Annotated in this window: 20 protein-coding genes; 11 read left to right on the forward strand and 9 right to left on the reverse strand. The window is 37.1% G+C overall.

All coding sequences use genetic code 11. The annotated features are described in order from the left end of the window. Positions 1 to 6 precede the first annotated feature (6 nt). The 3 genes from ADU73_RS05635 (at position 7) to ltrA (ending at position 2,656) form a co-directional block, all read left to right on the forward strand. Positions 7 to 780, forward strand: coding sequence for an ABC transporter permease (locus tag ADU73_RS05635; protein ID WP_046871742.1), 774 nt, complete (start codon positions 7 to 9; stop codon positions 778 to 780). 188 nt (positions 781 to 968) lie between these two features. Further along, the gene (locus ADU73_RS05640) at positions 969 to 1,166 is read left to right on the forward strand and encodes a hypothetical protein (RefSeq protein WP_046870766.1); all 198 of its coding nucleotides are present in this window, start codon (positions 969 to 971) and stop codon (positions 1,164 to 1,166) included. A gap of 104 nt (positions 1,167 to 1,270) precedes the next feature. After that, positions 1,271 to 2,656 (forward strand): group II intron reverse transcriptase/maturase, encoded by a 1,386-nt coding sequence (gene ltrA, locus ADU73_RS05645; RefSeq protein ID WP_046870767.1) that lies wholly within the window; start codon positions 1,271 to 1,273, stop codon positions 2,654 to 2,656. A 95-nt stretch (positions 2,657 to 2,751) separates the two neighbouring features. Here ltrA and ADU73_RS05650 read toward each other — a convergent pair whose 3' ends face one another. From ADU73_RS05650 to ADU73_RS05690, 9 genes are all read right to left on the reverse strand, one after another. Next, positions 2,752 to 3,195: a GtrA family protein gene (locus ADU73_RS05650; RefSeq protein WP_046871867.1), complete on the reverse strand. Its 444-nt coding sequence runs from the start codon at positions 3,193 to 3,195 to the stop codon at positions 2,752 to 2,754. A gap of 21 nt (positions 3,196 to 3,216) precedes the next feature. Next, positions 3,217 to 5,187 carry a hypothetical protein gene (locus ADU73_RS05655; RefSeq protein ID WP_062913266.1) on the reverse strand — a complete coding sequence of 657 codons (1,971 nt, stop codon included), beginning with the start codon at positions 5,185 to 5,187 and terminating at the stop codon, positions 3,217 to 3,219. Positions 5,188 to 5,193: 6 nt separating this feature from the next. Continuing rightward, positions 5,194 to 6,135, reverse strand: a complete 942-nt coding sequence (locus tag ADU73_RS05660; protein WP_062913267.1) for a glycosyltransferase family 2 protein — start codon at positions 6,133 to 6,135, stop codon at positions 5,194 to 5,196. A gap of 33 nt (positions 6,136 to 6,168) precedes the next feature. Continuing rightward, complete coding sequence (locus tag ADU73_RS05665) at positions 6,169 to 6,789, reverse strand: phosphatase PAP2 family protein (RefSeq protein WP_046871870.1); 621 nt, start codon at positions 6,787 to 6,789, stop codon at positions 6,169 to 6,171. Then, a complete protein-coding gene (locus tag ADU73_RS05670) occupies positions 6,776 to 7,435 on the reverse strand; it encodes a VTT domain-containing protein (RefSeq protein ID WP_046871871.1) in 660 nt (219 codons plus the stop codon). The genes ADU73_RS05665 and ADU73_RS05670 overlap by 14 nt, the downstream gene beginning before the upstream one ends. Before the next feature lie 16 nt (positions 7,436 to 7,451). Then, entirely contained in the window at positions 7,452 to 8,123 is a 672-nt protein-coding gene (locus ADU73_RS05675; RefSeq protein ID WP_046871872.1) for a hypothetical protein, read from the reverse strand. 216 nt (positions 8,124 to 8,339) lie between these two features. Further along, on the reverse strand, positions 8,340 to 9,698 hold the full coding sequence (locus ADU73_RS05680) for a sensor histidine kinase (RefSeq protein WP_062903927.1): 1,359 nt from the start codon (positions 9,696 to 9,698) through the stop codon (positions 8,340 to 8,342). Positions 9,699 to 9,741: 43 nt separating this feature from the next. Beyond that, on the reverse strand, positions 9,742 to 10,440 hold the full coding sequence (locus tag ADU73_RS05685; protein WP_046871874.1) for a response regulator transcription factor: 699 nt from the start codon (positions 10,438 to 10,440) through the stop codon (positions 9,742 to 9,744). A 141-nt stretch (positions 10,441 to 10,581) separates the two neighbouring features. Next, the gene (locus ADU73_RS05690) at positions 10,582 to 10,992 is read right to left on the reverse strand and encodes a peptide deformylase (RefSeq protein ID WP_046871875.1); all 411 of its coding nucleotides are present in this window, start codon (positions 10,990 to 10,992) and stop codon (positions 10,582 to 10,584) included. Positions 10,993 to 11,296: 304 nt separating this feature from the next. Here ADU73_RS05690 and ADU73_RS05695 point away from each other — a divergent pair, with 304 nt between their 5' ends. The 8 genes from ADU73_RS05695 to ADU73_RS05730 all read left to right on the forward strand — a co-directional run bounded on the left by ADU73_RS05695 (position 11,297) and on the right by ADU73_RS05730 (position 18,864). Next, positions 11,297 to 11,926, forward strand: coding sequence for an LPXTG cell wall anchor domain-containing protein (locus ADU73_RS05695; protein WP_046871876.1), 630 nt, complete (start codon positions 11,297 to 11,299; stop codon positions 11,924 to 11,926). Positions 11,927 to 12,056: 130 nt separating this feature from the next. Next, positions 12,057 to 12,575 (forward strand): GNAT family N-acetyltransferase, encoded by a 519-nt coding sequence (locus ADU73_RS05700; RefSeq protein ID WP_056986190.1) that lies wholly within the window; start codon positions 12,057 to 12,059, stop codon positions 12,573 to 12,575. 290 nt (positions 12,576 to 12,865) lie between these two features. Then, positions 12,866 to 15,619: a sigma 54-interacting transcriptional regulator gene (locus ADU73_RS05705; RefSeq protein ID WP_226996017.1), complete on the forward strand. Its 2,754-nt coding sequence runs from the start codon at positions 12,866 to 12,868 to the stop codon at positions 15,617 to 15,619. A gap of 86 nt (positions 15,620 to 15,705) precedes the next feature. After that, a complete protein-coding gene (locus ADU73_RS05710; RefSeq protein WP_046871879.1) occupies positions 15,706 to 16,203 on the forward strand; it encodes a PTS sugar transporter subunit IIB in 498 nt (165 codons plus the stop codon). A gap of 17 nt (positions 16,204 to 16,220) precedes the next feature. Then, positions 16,221 to 16,694, forward strand: coding sequence for a PTS sugar transporter subunit IIB (locus tag ADU73_RS05715; protein WP_046871880.1), 474 nt, complete (start codon positions 16,221 to 16,223; stop codon positions 16,692 to 16,694). 23 nt (positions 16,695 to 16,717) lie between these two features. Beyond that, on the forward strand, positions 16,718 to 17,521 hold the full coding sequence (locus tag ADU73_RS05720) for a PTS mannose/fructose/sorbose/N-acetylgalactosamine transporter subunit IIC (protein WP_046871881.1): 804 nt from the start codon (positions 16,718 to 16,720) through the stop codon (positions 17,519 to 17,521). Next, positions 17,514 to 18,374 carry a PTS system mannose/fructose/sorbose family transporter subunit IID gene (locus tag ADU73_RS05725; protein ID WP_046871882.1) on the forward strand — a complete coding sequence of 287 codons (861 nt, stop codon included), beginning with the start codon at positions 17,514 to 17,516 and terminating at the stop codon, positions 18,372 to 18,374. The genes ADU73_RS05720 and ADU73_RS05725 overlap by 8 nt, the downstream gene beginning before the upstream one ends. A gap of 73 nt (positions 18,375 to 18,447) precedes the next feature. Next, positions 18,448 to 18,864 carry a PTS sugar transporter subunit IIA gene (locus ADU73_RS05730; RefSeq protein ID WP_046871883.1) on the forward strand — a complete coding sequence of 139 codons (417 nt, stop codon included), beginning with the start codon at positions 18,448 to 18,450 and terminating at the stop codon, positions 18,862 to 18,864. The last annotated feature ends 9 nt before the right edge of the window (positions 18,865 to 18,873 follow it).

Raw genomic sequence — 18,873 nt, forward strand, 5'->3', positions numbered from 1 at the left:
AACTAAATGTTAACTTTAATAAATCAAGAGCTATTTAAATTACTGCATAAAAAAAGTACCTATTTTGCGACAATTTTATTGATTGTCCTAATGAGCCTTTTTGCAGGGTTAGCCAAAGCACATCCAAATTATTTTGATCCAGAAGGATTATTCAAATCAAACTTTACGGGAACGGAATGGGTGGTCTTTTTAATGATTGCCGGTTGTGGGGCCATTGTTTCAATGGAATTCCAATACGGAACGGTTAAAGAGCTTTTATACCGCAAATATAATCGTGGCCAAGTAATCGTAAGCAAATGGTTGACGATGTTTATCTATTCCGTTTATCTGTATGCCCTAACGTTTGTTATGACCATTATTTTAAAAGTCGTTTTGTTTAATGATACGTTTGAACTTACAAAAACCGCTAGTAATGGCCGGACGTTAATTGAAAACCTCGGGATTACGATGGGTGGAAAGTTTATTGGATTATGGCTCATCTTGACCCTAGTGTTACTTTTGGCAACGCTGTTTAAAAATGCAACGGTGGCGGTCTCAGTAGGTATTATTGGCTATTTTGCCAGCAGCATCATTGCTAATTTGATGTTTATATTAATTGCTAAGTGGGACTGGTTGAAATGGAATCCAATTAATATGCTGAATTTATCCAGTCAGGTGGTTGAATCTTCCTACAAAACGCTAACTAAATTATCGGTTGATCAAATGGTGTGGGGAAACCTAGGGTACATCGTTGTTTTCCTATTTTGTGGGTACTTGGTCTTTAAAAAACGAAACGTATAAAATTTAGGAGTTATAAAAAAGTGTTGAGACAATTTTGTCTCAACACTTTTTTTGGTGCGCCCGGCATGGGCGCTAACTAGGCGGTGAAAGTCCGTTATGGGCCGTAGTAGTCGGAACCATGAGCCAATGGCAAGGGTGTCCACTGTGAAGTGGAATCCGAAGGAAGCCGCAGGCGAAGTACTGCACCGATGAACAAGAAGTGGCTACAAGGCCGAAATGACTGGATAAGGTTGCCTAACAAACTGAAGTCCGATACTACTCGAAGTCATGACGGTAAAGCCAACGGTGAGATGGTACGAAAGTTAGCGTTCTTACCCGGGGAGACCTGTATTACACGTTTCCGACAAGAGGAACGTTATGTTCCACAAAGACAAGCACTTCAGTGATGGAATGTTGAGTAATGCAGGAGTCAGCCGAGGTCATAGTAGTCCACGAAGTGAACGAAGGACCGAACAGTAATAACTCGTAATTGATATTGGAGGTGGAAGCAGTGCGAAAATCGCAGAAAACAGAACAAATAGCTGACCACCGATGGATGGCAGGTCTGGAAGACCAAGAGCATATCGGGGCGCGTAGCACTGCCTCTGGTGAAAATACAAGAATGAGTGGCATTAAGTTTCAAGACTTGGTTTTAGCCCGAAATAATCTGAATTTAGCCTATCAACGGGTGACCAAGAATAAAGGAGCAGCTGGTTTAGACGGCATGACCGTTGAAGACCTTTTGCCATACCTGAAAGAACACCGGAAAGAGCTACTTGAACAACTAGCAAATGGCACATATAAACCAGCGCCGGTTAAACGAGTAGAGATTCCCAAGCCCAACGGAGGTACCCGTAAATTAGGAATTCCGACAGTTGTTGACCGTATGGTCCAACAGGCGGTAGCCCAAGTTATGAGCCCAGTGTTTGAGCAAGCGTTCTCAGAGAGTAGTTTTGGTTTTCGTCCAGGAAGAAGTGCCCAACAAGCCATTAAACAGGTCGTTTCATTTTATAACGAAGGATTTCACCGAGTGGTTGACCTAGACCTAAAAGCGTACTTTGATACTGTGAACCACGATTTATTAATTAAGTTCATTGAACAATACGTGAATGATCCATGGTTAACAAAATTGATTCGTCGATTTTTAACCAGTGGGGTCATGAATCATGGCTTATTTGAAAGCAGTGAAAAAGGAACTCCCCAAGGAGGTCCACTTTCACCATTGTTAGCCAACATTTATTTGAACGAACTTGATAAAGAATTGACAAAACGAGGCCATAAATTTGTCCGATATGCGGATGACTGTAATATTTACGTTAAAAGTCAGCGAGCTGGGCAACGAGTTCTTGAAAGTATCTCTAATTTTCTGGAAGGTCGACTAAAAGTAACGGTCAATCAAAAGAAGACACAGGTTGGATCACCTCTACGACTAAAATTCTTAGGATTTTCATTGGGAGTCGGACATGGTGGTGCTTATGTACGACCAGCCAAAGAACCCAAGCTTAGAATTAAGCAAGCGCTTAAGCAAATTACTAAGCGCAATCGTGGGGTGTCAACTGACAAGATATTTCAAGAAATTCAGCAAAAGATGCGCGGCTGGATCCAATATTTTTCTGTTGGAAAGATGACTACTTTTATTCAGACATTGGACAAATGGTTAAGGTCTCGTATACGGCAGTATATCTGGAAACAGTGGAAGAAGACCAAGACAAAGATAAATAACTTGAAACGATTAGGATTATCTACAAGTGATGCGGTTAAGTCTGCCAATACCCGTAAGGGTTACTGGCGTACAGCGCATAGTAAAACCTTGTTATATACCTTAACAAATGAAAAACTGGAACGCCTTGGATTAATGAATCTAACCAAGACACTCCAGTTCATTCAAAGTGCTTAAATTACTGAACCGCCGTATACGGATCCGTACGTACGGTGGTGTGAGAGGTCGGTAGTTGAATTAATCAACTACCTCCTACTCGATTGAAATAGATTCTAATCTTCCTGCTTTTTTGAGGAACTCAGTGGTGAAGATTTAAAAATAAACAGCTTGCTGAAAACGTAATTTATGATGACGATTAAAACGTTATCAATGATTTTTACTAAGATGGCATTTCCGCCTAACAGTGAGATGCCGACCCACATAATTAAAGTATCAAATAGGAGTGAAACGATTCGGAAAAAGAAAAAAGAACTAATTTCCTGAATGAAGGCCTTGGGAGTAGATGTTTTGGAATTGAATACCCACAATTTATTAGTTATATATGCAAACAAAACTGATAAGAACCAGGCCAGAACGTTTGAAACTTGATAGTTCCAAGTAGTCATATTGTGTAGAACGGTAAAAACACCAATATTGATCAAAGTTGTTAAACCACCGAAAAACAGATAACTGATCACACTATAGTACTGGATAAAAAGGGCCTTAATTTTTTTCATAACTTAACCTCTTAACTGATTTTAGGATGATACTTTATTACTGAAAGTGTAGATCAAAGATGCATAAGCATGCTGAGTGTCCTTGATTCTAAGCGGATATGGGGCTAACCGATAGCTTTGAGTTTGAACAATTTGAAGCTTTTGAGCCTTACAATTGAAATTGTTCAAAACAATTTGGTAAGTGCCCCTTTTAAATTTACCATGGACGATAAAATAAGTTTTCGTTCGTTTAAAAGTATAACGTTTTTGATTATTTAGTGAAACTAAGGTTCCAGTTAGATGAGCCCTTTTAGGAACTAGGATTGAAACTTTCGTTGTTGGTTGTTTGATTTTAACCTTTTGCGTTACGGTCGTCCCAGGTTGAATGGTGGCTAGTTTAGCGTCATATTGGGCCGATAACTGACTGCGCTGACTAGCCACAACTACTTCTTTGGGTCTTACGAAAGAGGTTGATTCAGTAACAAAAACAAGAACTGCAAGAACAGCAATGCCACCGGTTATTAATCCCCGTTTGCGCATGCTAAACGTTTTGGTCGACTGCAGGATTGATGGCGTCGGAAAGGCACTGACTATAAATAAAAGGGGTAATAAGGCCTGGCCATAGCGGCTTTCAGTTTCCCAGACAAACGTGTGAAACAGAAGATACCCAACCGCTGTAATAACCGCCAAACCAATGATTGGTTTTCCGGAAGCTTTTTTTGCCGTTAGCATAACTAAGCATTTGAAAAAGGCAATGCCATAGATAAAAATAAAGCCGACCCGCATAATTAAGGATCCCAACATTGTCAATATAATTTGCAACTTCGGCTGAATATTGGGAGCCTCGATAAGGCCACCGCTATAGGATGCCTGCAGATCGCCTACCTTAAGAAGAATTCCAGTTTTAATCAACCACTGTTCAATGACTCCGCGGGGGCCTAAAGCTTTAATCCGTTTGGGGATCGCTTTTTTTAAGTAGGTTTTTCGGTCCGCGATGGTAGAAAAAGTATTCATTTTCTTAACTGCCGAATTTGAGTAGGTTCCATAACTTTTGTGATCATAACTCATCCAAATCCAATTGGCAGTTGGTAATTCATACTTGGTATTATTCGTAAAGTGGACATTATTTTGAATGGCGGCCTTGGCTGGAATGCTTGCGCCAAAGCCGATTAAAATAATGGCTAAGGGGATTCCGTAGATTAAAAGCTGAGATCGATTACGAATAAGAAATATTCCAAGTAGAACGATAATTGCAATGCCAAATACAATTAGATTTGGTTTGATGAGTTGACCAATTAGAATTAACAAAAATAAACCCAACCCCTGAAAAAGGCGGTTCTTTTTGGAAAGGGTCGGCCATCGCATTAAAACATTGAATCCAAACAAAAGGCATACCATTGCTGGTAAATCAGAGTAAAAGACTTGTAAATAGTACGTGTAGGCAAAGGGACTAATTAAAAAGAAAATCAGAGCCGCTAACACCAAACCATTTTGTTTGGAAAATCTCCGAATATTTTTAAGGGAAAGACTAATAAAACTATCTAAGAAAATTAGTGACAAAAAGTGAAGCCCAGCATTAGTTGTGAGTCCCAAAAAATTTGTAAATTTCAACCATTGACCTAATAGAAACGTTATCGAAACGTTATTAGGATAGCGCCAAAAATAAGTGGAGTTGCTCCAAGAGTAGTTATTTTTGCTCAGCAATTCAGCCTGTGAAAGAACACGAAATGGATCATGATAGACAGTTACCGGTAGGAAATGTAAAACAAGTAACTGGATAACAACCATCAATAACAATCCACTAATAATAAATCGTGTAACTGATTTAGAAGATAGGCGATTGGTTAATGTTTGGAATAATGGCCAAACAAAGGCTAATCCAGCGCATGCAATCACGACCAAACAACTTAATTTAACATCTTGCGGAAAGAAGATGTTTGAAACAATTCCGATTAAGAGACCAAAAGCCAAAATTAATGGAAATATTTTAAAAACAGTTAATTTTTTACTCATTTGAAGTTACCCGATTTTGCTTTCAATAGTAAAGCGTGGACGCTTTTTGGTTTCTTTCGTGAGTTTACCAATGTACTCACCAATAATTCCTAAACTGATCATTTGAAAACCACCTAATATCCAAATAGAAATCATTAATGAAGACCAGCCATGGACAGTTAAGCCCATCCATTTACTAATGAAGGAATAAAGTAAGGCGATCACACCTAACAGACTAGCAAAGACACCTAGCAAGAGAACAGTGCGAACTGGTGCAATTGAAAGTGAGGTAATTCCGTTCCAGGCAAAAGCTAGCATCTTTTTGAGTGGATATTTAGATTTACCGGCCATGCGGGGAGTCCGTTTGTAATAGATCTTTTCGGATTTAAAACCCAACATTGGAATGATACCACGAATAAATAAATTTCGCTCTTTATATTGAAGTAGTGTCTGAACGGCACGCTTTGACATCAGACGGAAATCCGCATGGTTTTGAACGAGTTTCACGCCCAAAAGATTTAGAGTTTTATAAAATAGATTGGCACTTGTCCGTTTGAACCAAGTATCGGTATCTCGATTATTCCGAACACCATACACAATGTCAGTACCGGCTAAAAATTTATGCACCATTGCCGGAATGGCATCAGGATCATCTTGTAAATCGGCATCAATGCTTACGATAACATCAGCTGTTTTAACTGCTTCTGTCATGCCAGCAATGAGCGCATTTTGGTGACCAAAATTACGGCTGAATTTAATGCCAGCCACATGAGAATCCCTTTTATTTGCCTCAGTAATCAGTGACCAAGTTTTATCTGTAGAGCCATCATCGACTACGATGATATTAGAATCAGGGTTAATTGTTTGAGCAGTTATTAAATTATTTTCAATTTTTAGAAGTCGTTGCAACGTTGAAGGAAGAACTTCTTCTTCATCAAATGCTGGAATGACAATGGTTAATTTTTTCATAGGTTATTCTTCTTTCTTTTGAATAGATTGTGATCAGAATTTATATTGGAAGTATATGACGCGCATCCATTCCCACCACGAAAGGGCTAGTAAAAAGCTGGCGAAAACATCACTCGGAAAATGATCACGCAGATAAAACCGCGAAAATGCGACAAAGCAAAACCACGTGATGGTCAGCAGTGAAACGGTTAGTTCAGTTTCACGATTTTTGATATAAGGAACAATGATAAATAAAATTGTTAAACCAAGCAGGGCAGTACTAAACGTGTGACCACTCGGATAGCTAAATCCAGTATCTTTTACAAGTTGCATATTAGGTCGCGGTCTGCGGATAATTTCTTTAATTAGAAAAGCGACGGCATCGCCACCAAGTTGGACGAGCATTATCCAACTTGCAATCACCCGATTTTTAAAATGCCAAAAAGCGCCCGCAATGAGTAACGTTGCAATAATTGTTACGGTTGGGCTGCCAAAGAAAGCAATAATCGTAAACACATGAGTTTGTGACGGATTTACGGAATTTCTCACAGTTTCCTGAATACTTCTATCAATGAAGGCGAGGCCGGAAGAATTGGTGTAAACGGCAATCGTTAGGCTTAGAAATAAAATGGTTGCGATAATACCAACGAAAAGCCAATTTCTATTCTTCTGCATTTGAGTCAGATCCTTTTCGGGTTCTTTTTAAGAGCATCACCATCATGGGGATAAGAGAGATAAGAACAATGGCTAACATAATTAATTCAAAATGGGCTTTAATTATTGGAATGTTACCAAAGAAGTAGCCTGATAGAACGGCGATACTAACCCAAGTAATTCCACCAATGACGTTATACAGAATAAATTGACGATAATGCATTTTACTTATTCCTGCTGTGAAGGGAACAAAAGTCCGAATAATCGGAATGAAACGGCCTAAAAAAATAGCCCAATTTCCGTATTTTTTAAAGAAGAGTTCGGCTTCGGCAAGGTATTTCGGCTTAATCCACCGTTGCCACTTGGGACTCGATAAATGGCCTCCAAAGTGATGACCCAGTTCAAAATTTAAGCTATCTCCTGCAATCGCGGCAATTGATAGGAGAACAATTAATGTGATGTAATTGAGCGAGTGAGTCGACATGGCAGCAATCGAGCCGCTTAAAAATAAGATTGAATCTCCGGGTAAAAAGGGAAAAATAACCAAACCAGTTTCAATAAAAATAAGGGCAAAGAGACCCACGTAGACAAGTGATCCATATTGAGCAATCAAGTGAGGTAGCAAATGGTTCATATTCAATAAACCTGTTAGTAAAGTGGTTATCATTGAAGGTCCTCTTTTCTTAATGAATTTGATTCGTTAGGATTACCCCAACGACAGTGAAAAACTGCCGGCCTAAAATAGGATCAATAAAATTGCTAAGCACGAGGTTTACCACTGTCATTAGAAATAATAAGATGATAAACACTGACGGTTGAATCAAATGCCTGAATATAAAAATCAAAATCAGGGTTGTTAAAGCAATAATTACTAGGACAATTAACCGATTTGAAGTTTGTGAAATACTAAGTAACCAGTCACCAGCGTTAAAGGTAAAAATCATCAAAAAAACGGATGTAAATTGCAATGGATATTTGAGAGTTACCAAGTGAGCATGCTGATTGAACGCGAGAAGTCCTAAGATAAAACTTGCCCCAATAAATAATGAAGAACAAGAAAGACCAAAACTTTTATGCCAGGCGTCAACAAGCGAAGTACTAATACTGGTAATTGTGGCCGTATTAACAAAGCAAACTAATGGTTGATTTGAGTTTTCTTGCCAATAATCATTTAAGATGATGAGCAACGAAATAATCGCGACTAACAAGGTGACCGGTCGGGAGATGATTAAGGTCAGAAAGTCGGTAATTAAGTTCCCAACACTCATTGCAATTAGAATCAGTAAACCAGTTTTAATTGCGGATGGATGCAGTTTAGAAAAGACGTGAATAGATTTTTGACCGTTTGCCGACATTTGAATGTCACCTCACTTTTTTGATTGTCTTCATCATATTTTGTTAATGATTTTCTAGAAAGAGGATCAAAATAAAACGTAAATGAGAATTTTTCAGAAACAAAAAGAAACCTCACTAAAGGTTGCCATAGTGAGGTTTAAAATTAGAAATTCTCAAAATTAGATTTTTGAGTACAAAAAAATTCCTTGAAAAATCCAAGAAATTTAAAGTAATCATTAAAATGTTAACGAAAAAATGGTGCCTTGGGGTTGGTTTGCTTCAAACGAAAGCTGAGCATGGTTTAAATCAGCTAGTTGTTTAGCAATCGCCAGACCCAATCCGGTTCCGGAAGTAGACCCACGAATTTCGCTACTTCTATAAAAGCGTTCAAATATATGAGATCCGTCCTCCGCGGAAATTCCGTTGCCTTGATCCGCAACTTGAACAACAACATGATCATTCAATTTTTTTACACTTAGTTTAATTTCACTAGTGGGATCAGAATACTTACCAGCATTGCTCAAAAGATTGATGATGATTTGTTCTACGCTCTCCTTGTGAGCTTTGACAGTTATCTGTTCAGAAATATCGGTTGTCAATTGTTGTTTTAAGAGGGGAGCCATTTTATCTTTAATGACTAATAATGATTTGCTTAAATCAAATTCTTTTAAATCTAATGATGTGCGATCGGCCCGAGTCAGGGTCAGTAATTCGTCCACAAGATTTGCCATTTGGTGTGATTCTTCATTAATATAACCGACCGATTTATCAATAACTTCGGGATGCTCTTTGCCACGGCGTTCAATGAGTTGAGCATGGGTTCGAATGGTTGCAATGGGGGTTCGTAATTCATGAGCAGCATTTGAAATGAACGTTTTTTCCTTCTCAGATTGTTCATATAAGTGCGTAAGTAAACGGTCAAAACTAGTGGCCAAGTTTGTTACCTCAGTGGGACTTGCTGGCACCGGAAGTTGAGAAGCATGGCGCAACATATGACTACTTGAACTGGCTTCTGCACTTTTGGTCAGTTTAGTTAAAGAGTTGGTTAGGCGGTTTGCTACCAGCTGGATATATAAAGGACTGATTATTACAGTTAATAGCAAAATGACGATCATGACCATAACCACGCGGACCAAGGTTTCAAATTGGGCGTCGAGACTAACCCATAGTTTGTAGTCAATGCCTCTAGCGTGGCCGGTGGCATAGTATAAGAATCCCATATCATGGCGATAATAGAGATTTTTAATTAACGGAATCTTTTTGGGCTTTATTTTTAATAAATTGCGCGTATCCGGTGAATAATAATACTTTGTATTCGCATCTTTTCGCATATTATGAACGAAGACGTGGCTCGTGCTGGTATCAAGTGCATTAGTAGCACGCCAATTTTTCCAGTCATCGTTGCCATCAATATCTGTTTTTTTTAGGCTTTTAATGATACCACTTGCGCTTTTCTGGCTCGTCTCCATCAATTGATTTCCAACCGCAATAACGGTAATTATTCCTGAGATCAAAATGATAACAGTAATTAAGAACATGAAACTGCGTAACATAATCGAAGAACTGTCTTGTTTGAATTTAAATTTCTTTTTCATATATCAGAGCTCCTTGTTCTAATAACTAGTTTGAATTATCTGGTTAATCGTTAACCGTTAGGGTGTAGCCAACGCCGCGAATGGTGTGAATGAGTTTTTTTGAGTCAGGAAACTTATCAATTTTATTGCGTAAGTAACGAATGTAAACGTCCACGATATTTGGTTGGCCATCAAAATCAACGCCCCAGACTGAGTCGAGCAATTCATCACGTGTAAATGTTTTCCCAATTGCTTTAAACATTTCTAAGAGTAATTTATATTCCCGTTGCGTTAGTTGAATGTGATGATCGCCACGCGTTACTTGGCGTTTGGCAGTATCCAAAGTTAAATCGTCTAACTGATAAATAGGTGTTTTGTTGTTGGTTTGAATTTGACGCGGACGGCGAAGGACAACTTGCATGCGAGCCAAAAGTTCTTCGGTATCAAATGGCTTGGTAATATAATCGTCAGCGCCGGACATTAAGCCTGCCACTTTATCGCCAGTGTAATCGCGAGCAGTTAGCATAATGATTGGTACGTCACTTTCACGACGAACCCGGCGTAAGACCCCCAAGCCATCTAGTTTTGGTAACATCCAATCCAGAACAATCAGATCAATTTTATTTTGATTTTTTAAATATGTTTCGACAGCACTAACACCATCCAAGGCAGTTAGGACTTGATAATCCTCAAATTGAAATTCAGAAGTTAAAGCATCAACTAAACCTACTTCATCTTCAACCAAAAGCACTGTTTTCCCCATTTTATTTATCCCCCAAATTAATGTGTACATTGTTAATTATATTTTACTGCAGATTCTCGAAAAAAAGAAATTAAGACGAAAAAACAAAAAACTCCCTGAGCCGGATGGTACTGGCTTTAAGAGCTCAATTTTGAATTATGTTTAAATTAAGATTCCTTCACAATGATCAACTTCATGTTGGATAATTTGGGCAATCCACTCGGAAAATTGTTGTTTATGAGGGGCAAACTTTTGATCCAAATAAGTAACTTCAATTTTTTTGTATCTGGTCGTCGATCGTTCACCTAACAAGGATAAACAGCCTTCTTTAGTGGTAAATGGATCGATTTTTTTGGTGATCACCGGATTAATCATAGGAATCGCCAAGGGTCCCATTTGAACGACAATAATTCGTTTATTAATGCCAATCATATTAGCGGCCATGCCAACACAATCTGCTTGATGAGCCTTAAGGGTGTCCAGTAAATCAGTAACCGTTTGCCGATCAGCCTTGGTAGCTTGGTCGGCCTTTTTTGAAAGTGTGCTTTGATTGCGATTAATTGGTTTAATCATAGTTTTCTCCTGATTTTATAATTTGTAGAAAATAATGAGTTCAAATCAAGTTTAGATTACTTTGGTGATTTTAACAATTGTTCGAGGTAAACTAAAAGCCCTAATTTTAATTGTAGTTAATTAAACAAATGCAAGTTAGTTCACAAGGATATGTGCGATCCATAATTTTTTTTGGCTCCTTTCGCCAGTCATATTTAAAGAAATTTTATGTATTATCAAAAATAGGTTAGCCTTTTCATGCCCAACAAGAGTAGACTTTATTACATGGTATGTTAAAAGATATAAATATGGGAGATAGCTCGTTATGAAAAAATCTAAATTTTTATTAATTAGTTTGATAGCATTAGGAATATTTGGTGGTGGGGTGTTTGGACAAACAGTTAAGGCTGATTCTGGAACCACTGCAAGTAGCAAAGTAGTTAGCACTGAATCATCTGCTAATGTTACCAAAAATTCAGCTTCAAGTGGGTCAAACATGAGTTCTTCAGATGCCATTCAAGGTTCCATGCATGATCCAGAATTTTATATTGTCAGCTATAATAAAAAGACTCACACAGAAACAGTCAGTCGAACACCCGTTGCACCCGATTCAGAGTCAAACTACGATAGGATGAAGAGTTCCAATCCAAATGGCCATATAAATGATAGTAAAAAAGTAAATGATAGTAAAAAAGTTCAAACTGTAACGTACAGCAAAACGGCACCACAATCCAAGGCAAATACAACAAGTGAAAACAATGGTAATGCTGACAACAAGGTGCAACCAACTACTTCGAATAAACTAGTAGCAAATAAAGAAAATTATAAAAACATTTCTGAAAACTCAAACGTTTTACCACAAACATCTGAACACCAAAGCAATACCATTAGAATAATTGGGGTTATATTGATGCTTATTGCTTTTGCAAGTTTCTTTTTTGGAAGAAGAAAATAAATAGTGATCAGAGTTTCTGGTTATTTTTTATTCATTCACTTTTTAAAATTCCGGTTCAATAAAATATGACATAATGTTATAATATCCTTCATTCAAATAAATTTCGATGTGCTATGGAGGTATTAAAACGATGACACAAGGACAACTTAAAAAGATCGGTGTACAAGACTGGCAAAGATTACAGCAAATTAGTATTGAAACATATACGGATACATTTGAGCCTTATAATTCACCAGAAATTATGGATGCTTACCTAACGACCGCGTATGAGCCTCAAAAATTACAACGAGAACTTAAAAACCCAGATTCAAGTTTTTACTTTATTGAAAAAAATAATGAGGTTGCTGGCTATTTAAAAATTAACCTAAACGGTTCCCAGACCGAAAAAATGGGACCGGACAGTTTGGAAGTGGAACGAATCTACATTCGGCCGGCTTTTAAACACCAAAGCTTAGGAACTCAGTTGATTGAGAACGCAGAAAAACTAGCACAGAAATATCACAAATCAAAAATATGGCTTGGTGTGTGGGAACACAATGAACCCGCTAAACATTTTTATGCTAAGTTTGGCTTTAAACGGATTGGTCAGCACTCCTTCTTTATGGGGGACGATGAACAAACGGATTATTTGATGCAAAAAGTTCTTTAATGTAAGGAAGATTAACTAAAAAAATTTTAGAATATTTATATAAATACCCCCATGGAATAAGAGAGCCAGAAACGAGATTTTTCACTCGTCTGTGCACTTACTTCATGGGGTTTTTACATCTTTTTATATTTTTAGTGGCAACTGCTGATTCTTGAGAATATGCTTTGCCTACAATTGAAATCATATTAAGAGATCCACCTTATTTTTAATTTGTTTATTCGTTTTGGAGCGACTTATGCTAACATTGAACTATTATGAACCGTTTTCAAAAGATTTGGGGAGGCGACAGCTTGAGTGTTAAAAGACCAAAGACAAATCGTGAAAGAGTCATTGAAAGCTTGAAAACTTTAAGCTTGGCTCTGCTAGATAACAACGAGTTAGGAGTTTCAGCTAATACAATTGCCCAAAAAATTGATATTCAACGTAGTACGGTCAGTCTTTATTTAAACGAACTGGTTAGAAATAAGGAAGCTATTAAGATTAATACGCGACCAGTATATTTTTTGGACGCAAATATCTATCAAAATAACAAAGATAAGCTTTCAAGAATTACGGAGTATATTGAAAACAAAGAAACTGAGCAAGGCAATCAAGATCCTTTTGATGAGTTAGTGGGTAGTGATGGTAGTTTAAAAGATGTGGTTGATCAAATAAAATCAGCTGTTATTTATCCGCCTAGAGGGCTCTCCACACTTCTCGTAGGAGAATCAGGAGTTGGTAAAAGTTTTATTGCGCAATTGGCTTATAAATTTGCGCAACAAAAAGGTTTGGTTAAAGGTAAATGGATTGTGCTTAACTGTGCAGAATATGCAGATAACCCAGAACTACTATCGAGTATTTTGTTTGGTAACGTAAAAGGTGCTTTTACTGGTGCAGATACAGATAAGAGTGGATTATTAAAGGCAGCCGAAGATGGGTATCTGTTTTTGGATGAAGTTCACAGATTGACACCAGAAAATCAGGAAAAATTATTTCAATACATGGATAAGGGTACCTATCGACGAGTTGGAGAAACTGATCAGGTGCACACGTCAAATGCTAGATTAATTTTTGCAACGACCGAAAAGCAAAACGCCGACTTTTTACAAACTTTTTTGAGGAGAATCCCTCTTGTAATTCAAATTCCAAATTTTCAAGAACGAACTCGTAAAGAGCGGATTGATTTAATTACGATGTTGTTTTTTAAAGAAGCCAAGACAATCCAACACAATCTATACATTGCTTCGGAAGTGGTACAGGTCCTTATTCAAAATGTAAATAAAGGAAATGTCGGGAAACTAGCGAGTATCGTGAAACTTTCTTGTGCCGAAGCATTGTTACGTGCAGGATCTGGCGAAAAAGATATTCACATAAAGTTGGACAGCTTACCGCATGATTTTTTGCGTACAACAAGCGTCCAAGACATTTCCACAACTAAAGATTATAAAATTCAAATTCATTTCAAATCTGAACAGATTAAGAGTCGCAATACCATTGAACGAGATCATCTTTATCAGTTTGCAGATAAGCTTATTCAAAATGTTTTGCAGTATGGATCAAACAAAATTTCAAAACAAGAATTTTATAATCAAGTTGGTAATGTGGCAAATGGCGTAATTGATTATATTTCGTTTGAATTACGAAGAATAAAAACAAATGCGTTTTCCGAATATGTAGAGCAAACATTAAAGAGTATTCTGGCTAATTTATATGTAAATATTGGAATTAGTCAATTCAATAGTAGTGCAAATCTGCTGACTAAGTTGATTATTTATGTGAATGATTATGAAGATGATCAAGAAATTGAGAATCTTGACCAAACTATATTGATTCTCAAACAAAAGTTTTCTGATGAAATGAAATTAACTGACCGTGTTGTGACTGCAATTAAGAAACAATTTGATGTTCATAATACGTCGTTATATCAAATATTAGTTTTTGTATTTATTTATTCTCAAAATCAAAAAATGGTTGATCGAGAAACTAATGCGGTAATTATTACCCATGGCTACTCAACGGCTGAAAGTTTGGCTTCAACTGTCAACCGACTATTAGGCAGTTATGTTTATGAAAGTTTTGACATGCCTTTAGATGCCAGTGTGGACGATATTATTCGGGAAATAAAGGCGTATTTTAAAACTGTGGATATTGAAAAACCGCTGGTTATTTTGGTGGATATGGGATCTTTAAAAGCGTTAGATCAGCGGCTAAAGAAAATTTATTCAGGAGCCATTGCTATTATTTCTGGAGTATCTACGGAGATTGCCTTGGATATTGGCAATAAAGTGCTTCAAAATAATATTGATGAGGATGTCCTTAAAAGAAGTGCCAGGGAAGCTGCTCCTAAAATTACGACTGTTGAGCCGGTCAAACGAAAAAATGTGATTTTGACCACATGCATTACAGGGATTGGGGCTGCTACCTATTTACAAAAACTGATTCAAGATAATACACATGGCGAAATTACAGTTATTTCAAAGGATTTTTACGAATTAAAGAAAAATGGAATTAAAGATTCAGTGTTTAACAAATATCGTGTGAAGATTATTGTTGGGACGGACGATCCAAGTATTCCTGAAATTCCATATCTATCTGTGGAAGGTCTGATTAATCGGGATGTTGGTGATCCAGTATTTCTAACAGCTTTTCCAGATGTGTTTACAAATGCCAGTTTGAAAAGTATGAACGATAGTATTGTACGTGCTTTTACGGTTGACAATATTGCGAATAATATGACAGCTTTAGACCCAGCTGTAACAGTTTCACAAGTAGAGGGCTGTGTGACAAAACTGGAGCGTAGTTTAGGCACAAAGATGGATGTTTACTTAAAGATTAGTCTTTATATGCATCTTTGCTTTATGTTTGAACGGGTTGTTCAGGGTGAGCCAAACTTGGATTACCATAATGTAGACCATTTTAGGCAGTGTTATGGACGCTTCATCGAAATCACGGAAGATGCGCTTAGTGATATGCAACACTATTATAGTGTTAAGATACCGGTTTCAGAAATTGGATTTATTTTCGATATTTTAAAAAATCGAGTAGATCTATCAAATATAGAATAGTTGAAAGCGTGGGATTTGTGCGCCTTTTAAGAAAGGGCTTACACTAATTGGCACGCTTTTTGCTTATATAAAGGTGAGGACAAAAAATGGCAAATGAAGAATTAGTTGTGCGAGTTGATAATCGTCTGATTCATGGACAAACCGCTGTAATGTGGAAAGAAGCATTAAATTTTGATCGAATCGTTGTTCCCGATGATGAAGTTATGCATAATTCGATGATTCGACAGTTAATGCGGATGTCAGTTGCAACAAGTAATGCAAAAAGCTATTTTTCTTTAGTTAATCAAGCTCCAAAATTGATAAAAAAGTTGTCACAAGAACAGAGCTCTTTGTTAACTAATAAGAAAGGCAATCCAATTTTTATTGTATGTCGAAATCCATTTGTCGTCAGAAAACTTATAGAAGGAGGAGTTAAGTTTAACAAAGTTAGTATTTGGAATATGTTTGCAGATGAAGGAAAGCAAAAAGTAGTGGGGTCGGTTTATATGGATAAAAAAGATAGAGAGGACGTCGAATTTATCAAACAAGCAGGCGTGCGAGTTGTTATTCAGGAAACGCCTTTTTCCAAAGAGTATGAATTATAAAGGAAGAGATGATTTAAATGTCAGTAATTTTAGCACGAGTGGATCAGCGTTTAATCCATGGAATTGTGGTCAATCAATGGGCCGCAGAAACGCAAGCAGGTCGATATATGGTAATTGACGATGAAGTCAGTAAAAATGAGAATTTGAAAGCCAGCATGCGATTATCAAAACCAGTTGGAACTGGAATGTCCATCATTGATACTGAAAAGGCTATTCGTAATTTCAAAAATGGTAACTATGATAAGCAACGAGTGTTTGTGATTGTAAAAGAGCCAAGCACTTTAATTAAGTTATTAGATGCGGGAATCGAAATTCCAAAAGTAACGGTTGGTATTATTTTTAATGAAAATGGACGTAAGAACATCTCCAAATTTGTTTCAGTTAATGACGAAGAAGTTAAAGACTTTAAGGAAATTGAGAAGCGTAAAGTTCCTTGTGTAATTCAGTATGTACCAAATGATTCAGAAGAAAATATAAACAAATTTATTTAATTTTGAGAAAAGAGGTTTTTTAAATGACAGTAATGATGCAGGATATTTTAATCATTGCGCTTGCAATGTGGATACCAATTGAAAGTGGTGGTATTGCAATTTTAACAGGATTCCCAGCGATTGTTAGTATTTTTGCTGGTTTAATTATGGGAAATATGCATACTGCGTTATTGATTGGTGGTACATTTCAATTAATGAATTTAGGTGTTTCAGGATTTGGTGGTTCATCAGTTCCTGATTATGGGCTTGCCACGATTGTAAGTACTTTTCTTGCTGCAAGAACAGGTGCAAGTTTTGCTACTGCAATGGCTGTTGGATTACCAGTTGGTATGCTAGCAATTAATTTGGATGTTGTGGTAAAGCTTTTAAATAACTTTGTTGCGCATCGCTCACAAAAATATGCTCACCAAGGACAGTTTGGAAAAATGAAGGGAATTATGTGGCTTGGGCCGTTAATGGCTGCAATGAAACAATTAATTCCAATGTCAATTATTGTGTTTTTCGGACCACAGGCCGTCAAGATTGTTTTAAATGTAATTCCAAAATGGGTTACTACTGGATTGAATATTGCCGGTGGTATATTACCAGTTGTTGGTATTGCGTTATTGCTTCGTTATATGCCAGCAAAAAAATACTTTTCTTATTTGATTGCTGGATTTGTGTTAGCCGCATACTTAAAGGTTTCAATCCTTGGAATTGCTCTTCTTGGTTTTGCTGCTGCATATGTGATTTATCAAAACGGTATCAAAGAAGCTAACGCTAAAGAGAATGCTACTCAAAATAGTAAGGATGTAAATATTCAACAAGGAGATGACTATGATGAGTAAAAATGAAAAAAAGGAAACATCAGTTGCAGAAGAAGCAAAACAAAATGGTGTTCTAAATAAACATGATCTTCGTAAAGCAGCTGTTCGTTACAATTTTATGGGTGTAAATACATTTAACTATGAAACACAACAAGGACCAGGTTTAGTCTGGTCTCTAGAGCCTGCTTTGAGAAAAATATATAAGAACGATGACGAAGGCTTTAAGAAATCACTAGATAATCAGTTTAAGTATTTTAATACAACTACCGCAATGGCTAACATCATTATGGGTGCTGGATTAGCAATGGAAGAAAAGGATAAGACTAAATCTTTGGATGCTGTCCAGTCTCTAAAAACCTCTTTAATGGGACCATTTGCGGGAATTGGCGATACAATCATCTGGGTTCTTTATCCAACCATCATGGGTTCAATTGCAGCTTATATGGAACTCCAAGGAAATATGACTGGTGGGCTTATCTGGATGGCATTAAATGCTGCCTTCCTATGGATAAAATATAAGATGTTTGATCTGGGCTATTTTTCAGGTGTTAAATTAGTTAGTGCTTTGGGTGATCGCATGTCAGTATTTACAAATGCTGCATCTGTTATGGGCCTTGCAGTAGTTGGTGCATTAGTTGCCACAGTTGTAAAAATATATACACCACTCACCTTTAAAACTGGAAAGGTTACATTGGCTTTACAAAGCGGTGTTATTGACAAGATAATGCCAGCGTTATTACCGGCTCTTGCTGCTTGGGGTATCTATGTACTACTTGGTAAAAAAGGTTGGACTACTAATCGAATTATTCTTTTAGTAATTGTGATTTCATTGTTAGGCGCATTTACAGGAATCTTAGGTGTTCAACCAGCATAGAATTATAGAGGCGTCATAATTCGGAATAGTCTCAAAGACTATCCCGTTTTTAGTTAAGAGAGGAGAATACTATATGCAAAGACAAATTGTGATAGCTTCCCATAATCGGTTGGCCGAGGGATTTAAAGCAACGATTGAGTTTATATCGGGTAAACAGGAAAACTTGCATGTTTTAGCAGCATACATTGACAATAAGCCCATTGAAAAATCTGTTGAAGAAATCATGACCAAAATTCCATCTGATAATGAAGCTGTAATTCTAACCGATATGTTGGCAGGAAGTGTTAATCAAAAATTCTTTTTATACAAGAATCGTCCACATACACATATTATTACTGGAATGAACTTGCCACTTGCACTGGCTATGGTTATGGAACCAAGCAATGATTATCTCACTGATGATCGTGTACGAGAGTTAGTAAAGCAAGCACAATCGCAGCTAATCTATGTTAATGACATCGACACGTCAGCCGATTCAGAGGATGAATAGATATTAAAG

It is taken from the genome of Pediococcus damnosus (genome assembly GCF_001611155.1).
Taxonomy (GTDB): domain Bacteria; phylum Bacillota; class Bacilli; order Lactobacillales; family Lactobacillaceae; genus Pediococcus; species Pediococcus damnosus.

What these genes read in the sequence shown, in the direction of transcription:
- ADU73_RS05700 (WP_056986190.1), top strand. Translation starts at nt 12,057, where the DNA reads ATGACACAAGGACAACTTAAAAAGATCGGTGTACAAGACTGGCAAAGA.
- ADU73_RS05730 (WP_046871883.1), top strand. Translation starts at nt 18,448, where the DNA reads ATGCAAAGACAAATTGTGATAGCTTCCCATAATCGGTTGGCCGAGGGA.
- ADU73_RS05725 (WP_046871882.1), top strand. Translation starts at nt 17,514, where the DNA reads ATGAGTAAAAATGAAAAAAAGGAAACATCAGTTGCAGAAGAAGCAAAA.
- ADU73_RS05665 (WP_046871870.1), bottom strand. Translation starts at nt 6,789, where the DNA reads ATGCAGAAGAATAGAAATTGGCTTTTCGTTGGTATTATCGCAACCATT.
- ADU73_RS05690 (WP_046871875.1), bottom strand. Translation starts at nt 10,992, where the DNA reads ATGATTAAACCAATTAATCGCAATCAAAGCACACTTTCAAAAAAGGCC.
- ADU73_RS05650 (WP_046871867.1), bottom strand. Translation starts at nt 3,195, where the DNA reads ATGAAAAAAATTAAGGCCCTTTTTATCCAGTACTATAGTGTGATCAGT.
- ADU73_RS05715 (WP_046871880.1), top strand. Translation starts at nt 16,221, where the DNA reads ATGTCAGTAATTTTAGCACGAGTGGATCAGCGTTTAATCCATGGAATT.
- ADU73_RS05640 (WP_046870766.1), top strand. Translation starts at nt 969, where the DNA reads ATGAACAAGAAGTGGCTACAAGGCCGAAATGACTGGATAAGGTTGCCT.
- ADU73_RS05685 (WP_046871874.1), bottom strand. Translation starts at nt 10,440, where the DNA reads ATGGGGAAAACAGTGCTTTTGGTTGAAGATGAAGTAGGTTTAGTTGAT.
- ADU73_RS05720 (WP_046871881.1), top strand. Translation starts at nt 16,718, where the DNA reads ATGACAGTAATGATGCAGGATATTTTAATCATTGCGCTTGCAATGTGG.
- ADU73_RS05675 (WP_046871872.1), bottom strand. Translation starts at nt 8,123, where the DNA reads ATGTCGGCAAACGGTCAAAAATCTATTCACGTCTTTTCTAAACTGCAT.
- ADU73_RS05670 (WP_046871871.1), bottom strand. Translation starts at nt 7,435, where the DNA reads ATGATAACCACTTTACTAACAGGTTTATTGAATATGAACCATTTGCTA.
- ADU73_RS05635 (WP_046871742.1), top strand. Translation starts at nt 7, where the DNA reads ATGTTAACTTTAATAAATCAAGAGCTATTTAAATTACTGCATAAAAAA.
- ADU73_RS05710 (WP_046871879.1), top strand. Translation starts at nt 15,706, where the DNA reads ATGGCAAATGAAGAATTAGTTGTGCGAGTTGATAATCGTCTGATTCAT.
- ADU73_RS05680 (WP_062903927.1), bottom strand. Translation starts at nt 9,698, where the DNA reads ATGAAAAAGAAATTTAAATTCAAACAAGACAGTTCTTCGATTATGTTA.
- ADU73_RS05660 (WP_062913267.1), bottom strand. Translation starts at nt 6,135, where the DNA reads ATGAAAAAATTAACCATTGTCATTCCAGCATTTGATGAAGAAGAAGTT.
- ADU73_RS05695 (WP_046871876.1), top strand. Translation starts at nt 11,297, where the DNA reads ATGAAAAAATCTAAATTTTTATTAATTAGTTTGATAGCATTAGGAATA.
- ADU73_RS05655 (WP_062913266.1), bottom strand. Translation starts at nt 5,187, where the DNA reads ATGAGTAAAAAATTAACTGTTTTTAAAATATTTCCATTAATTTTGGCT.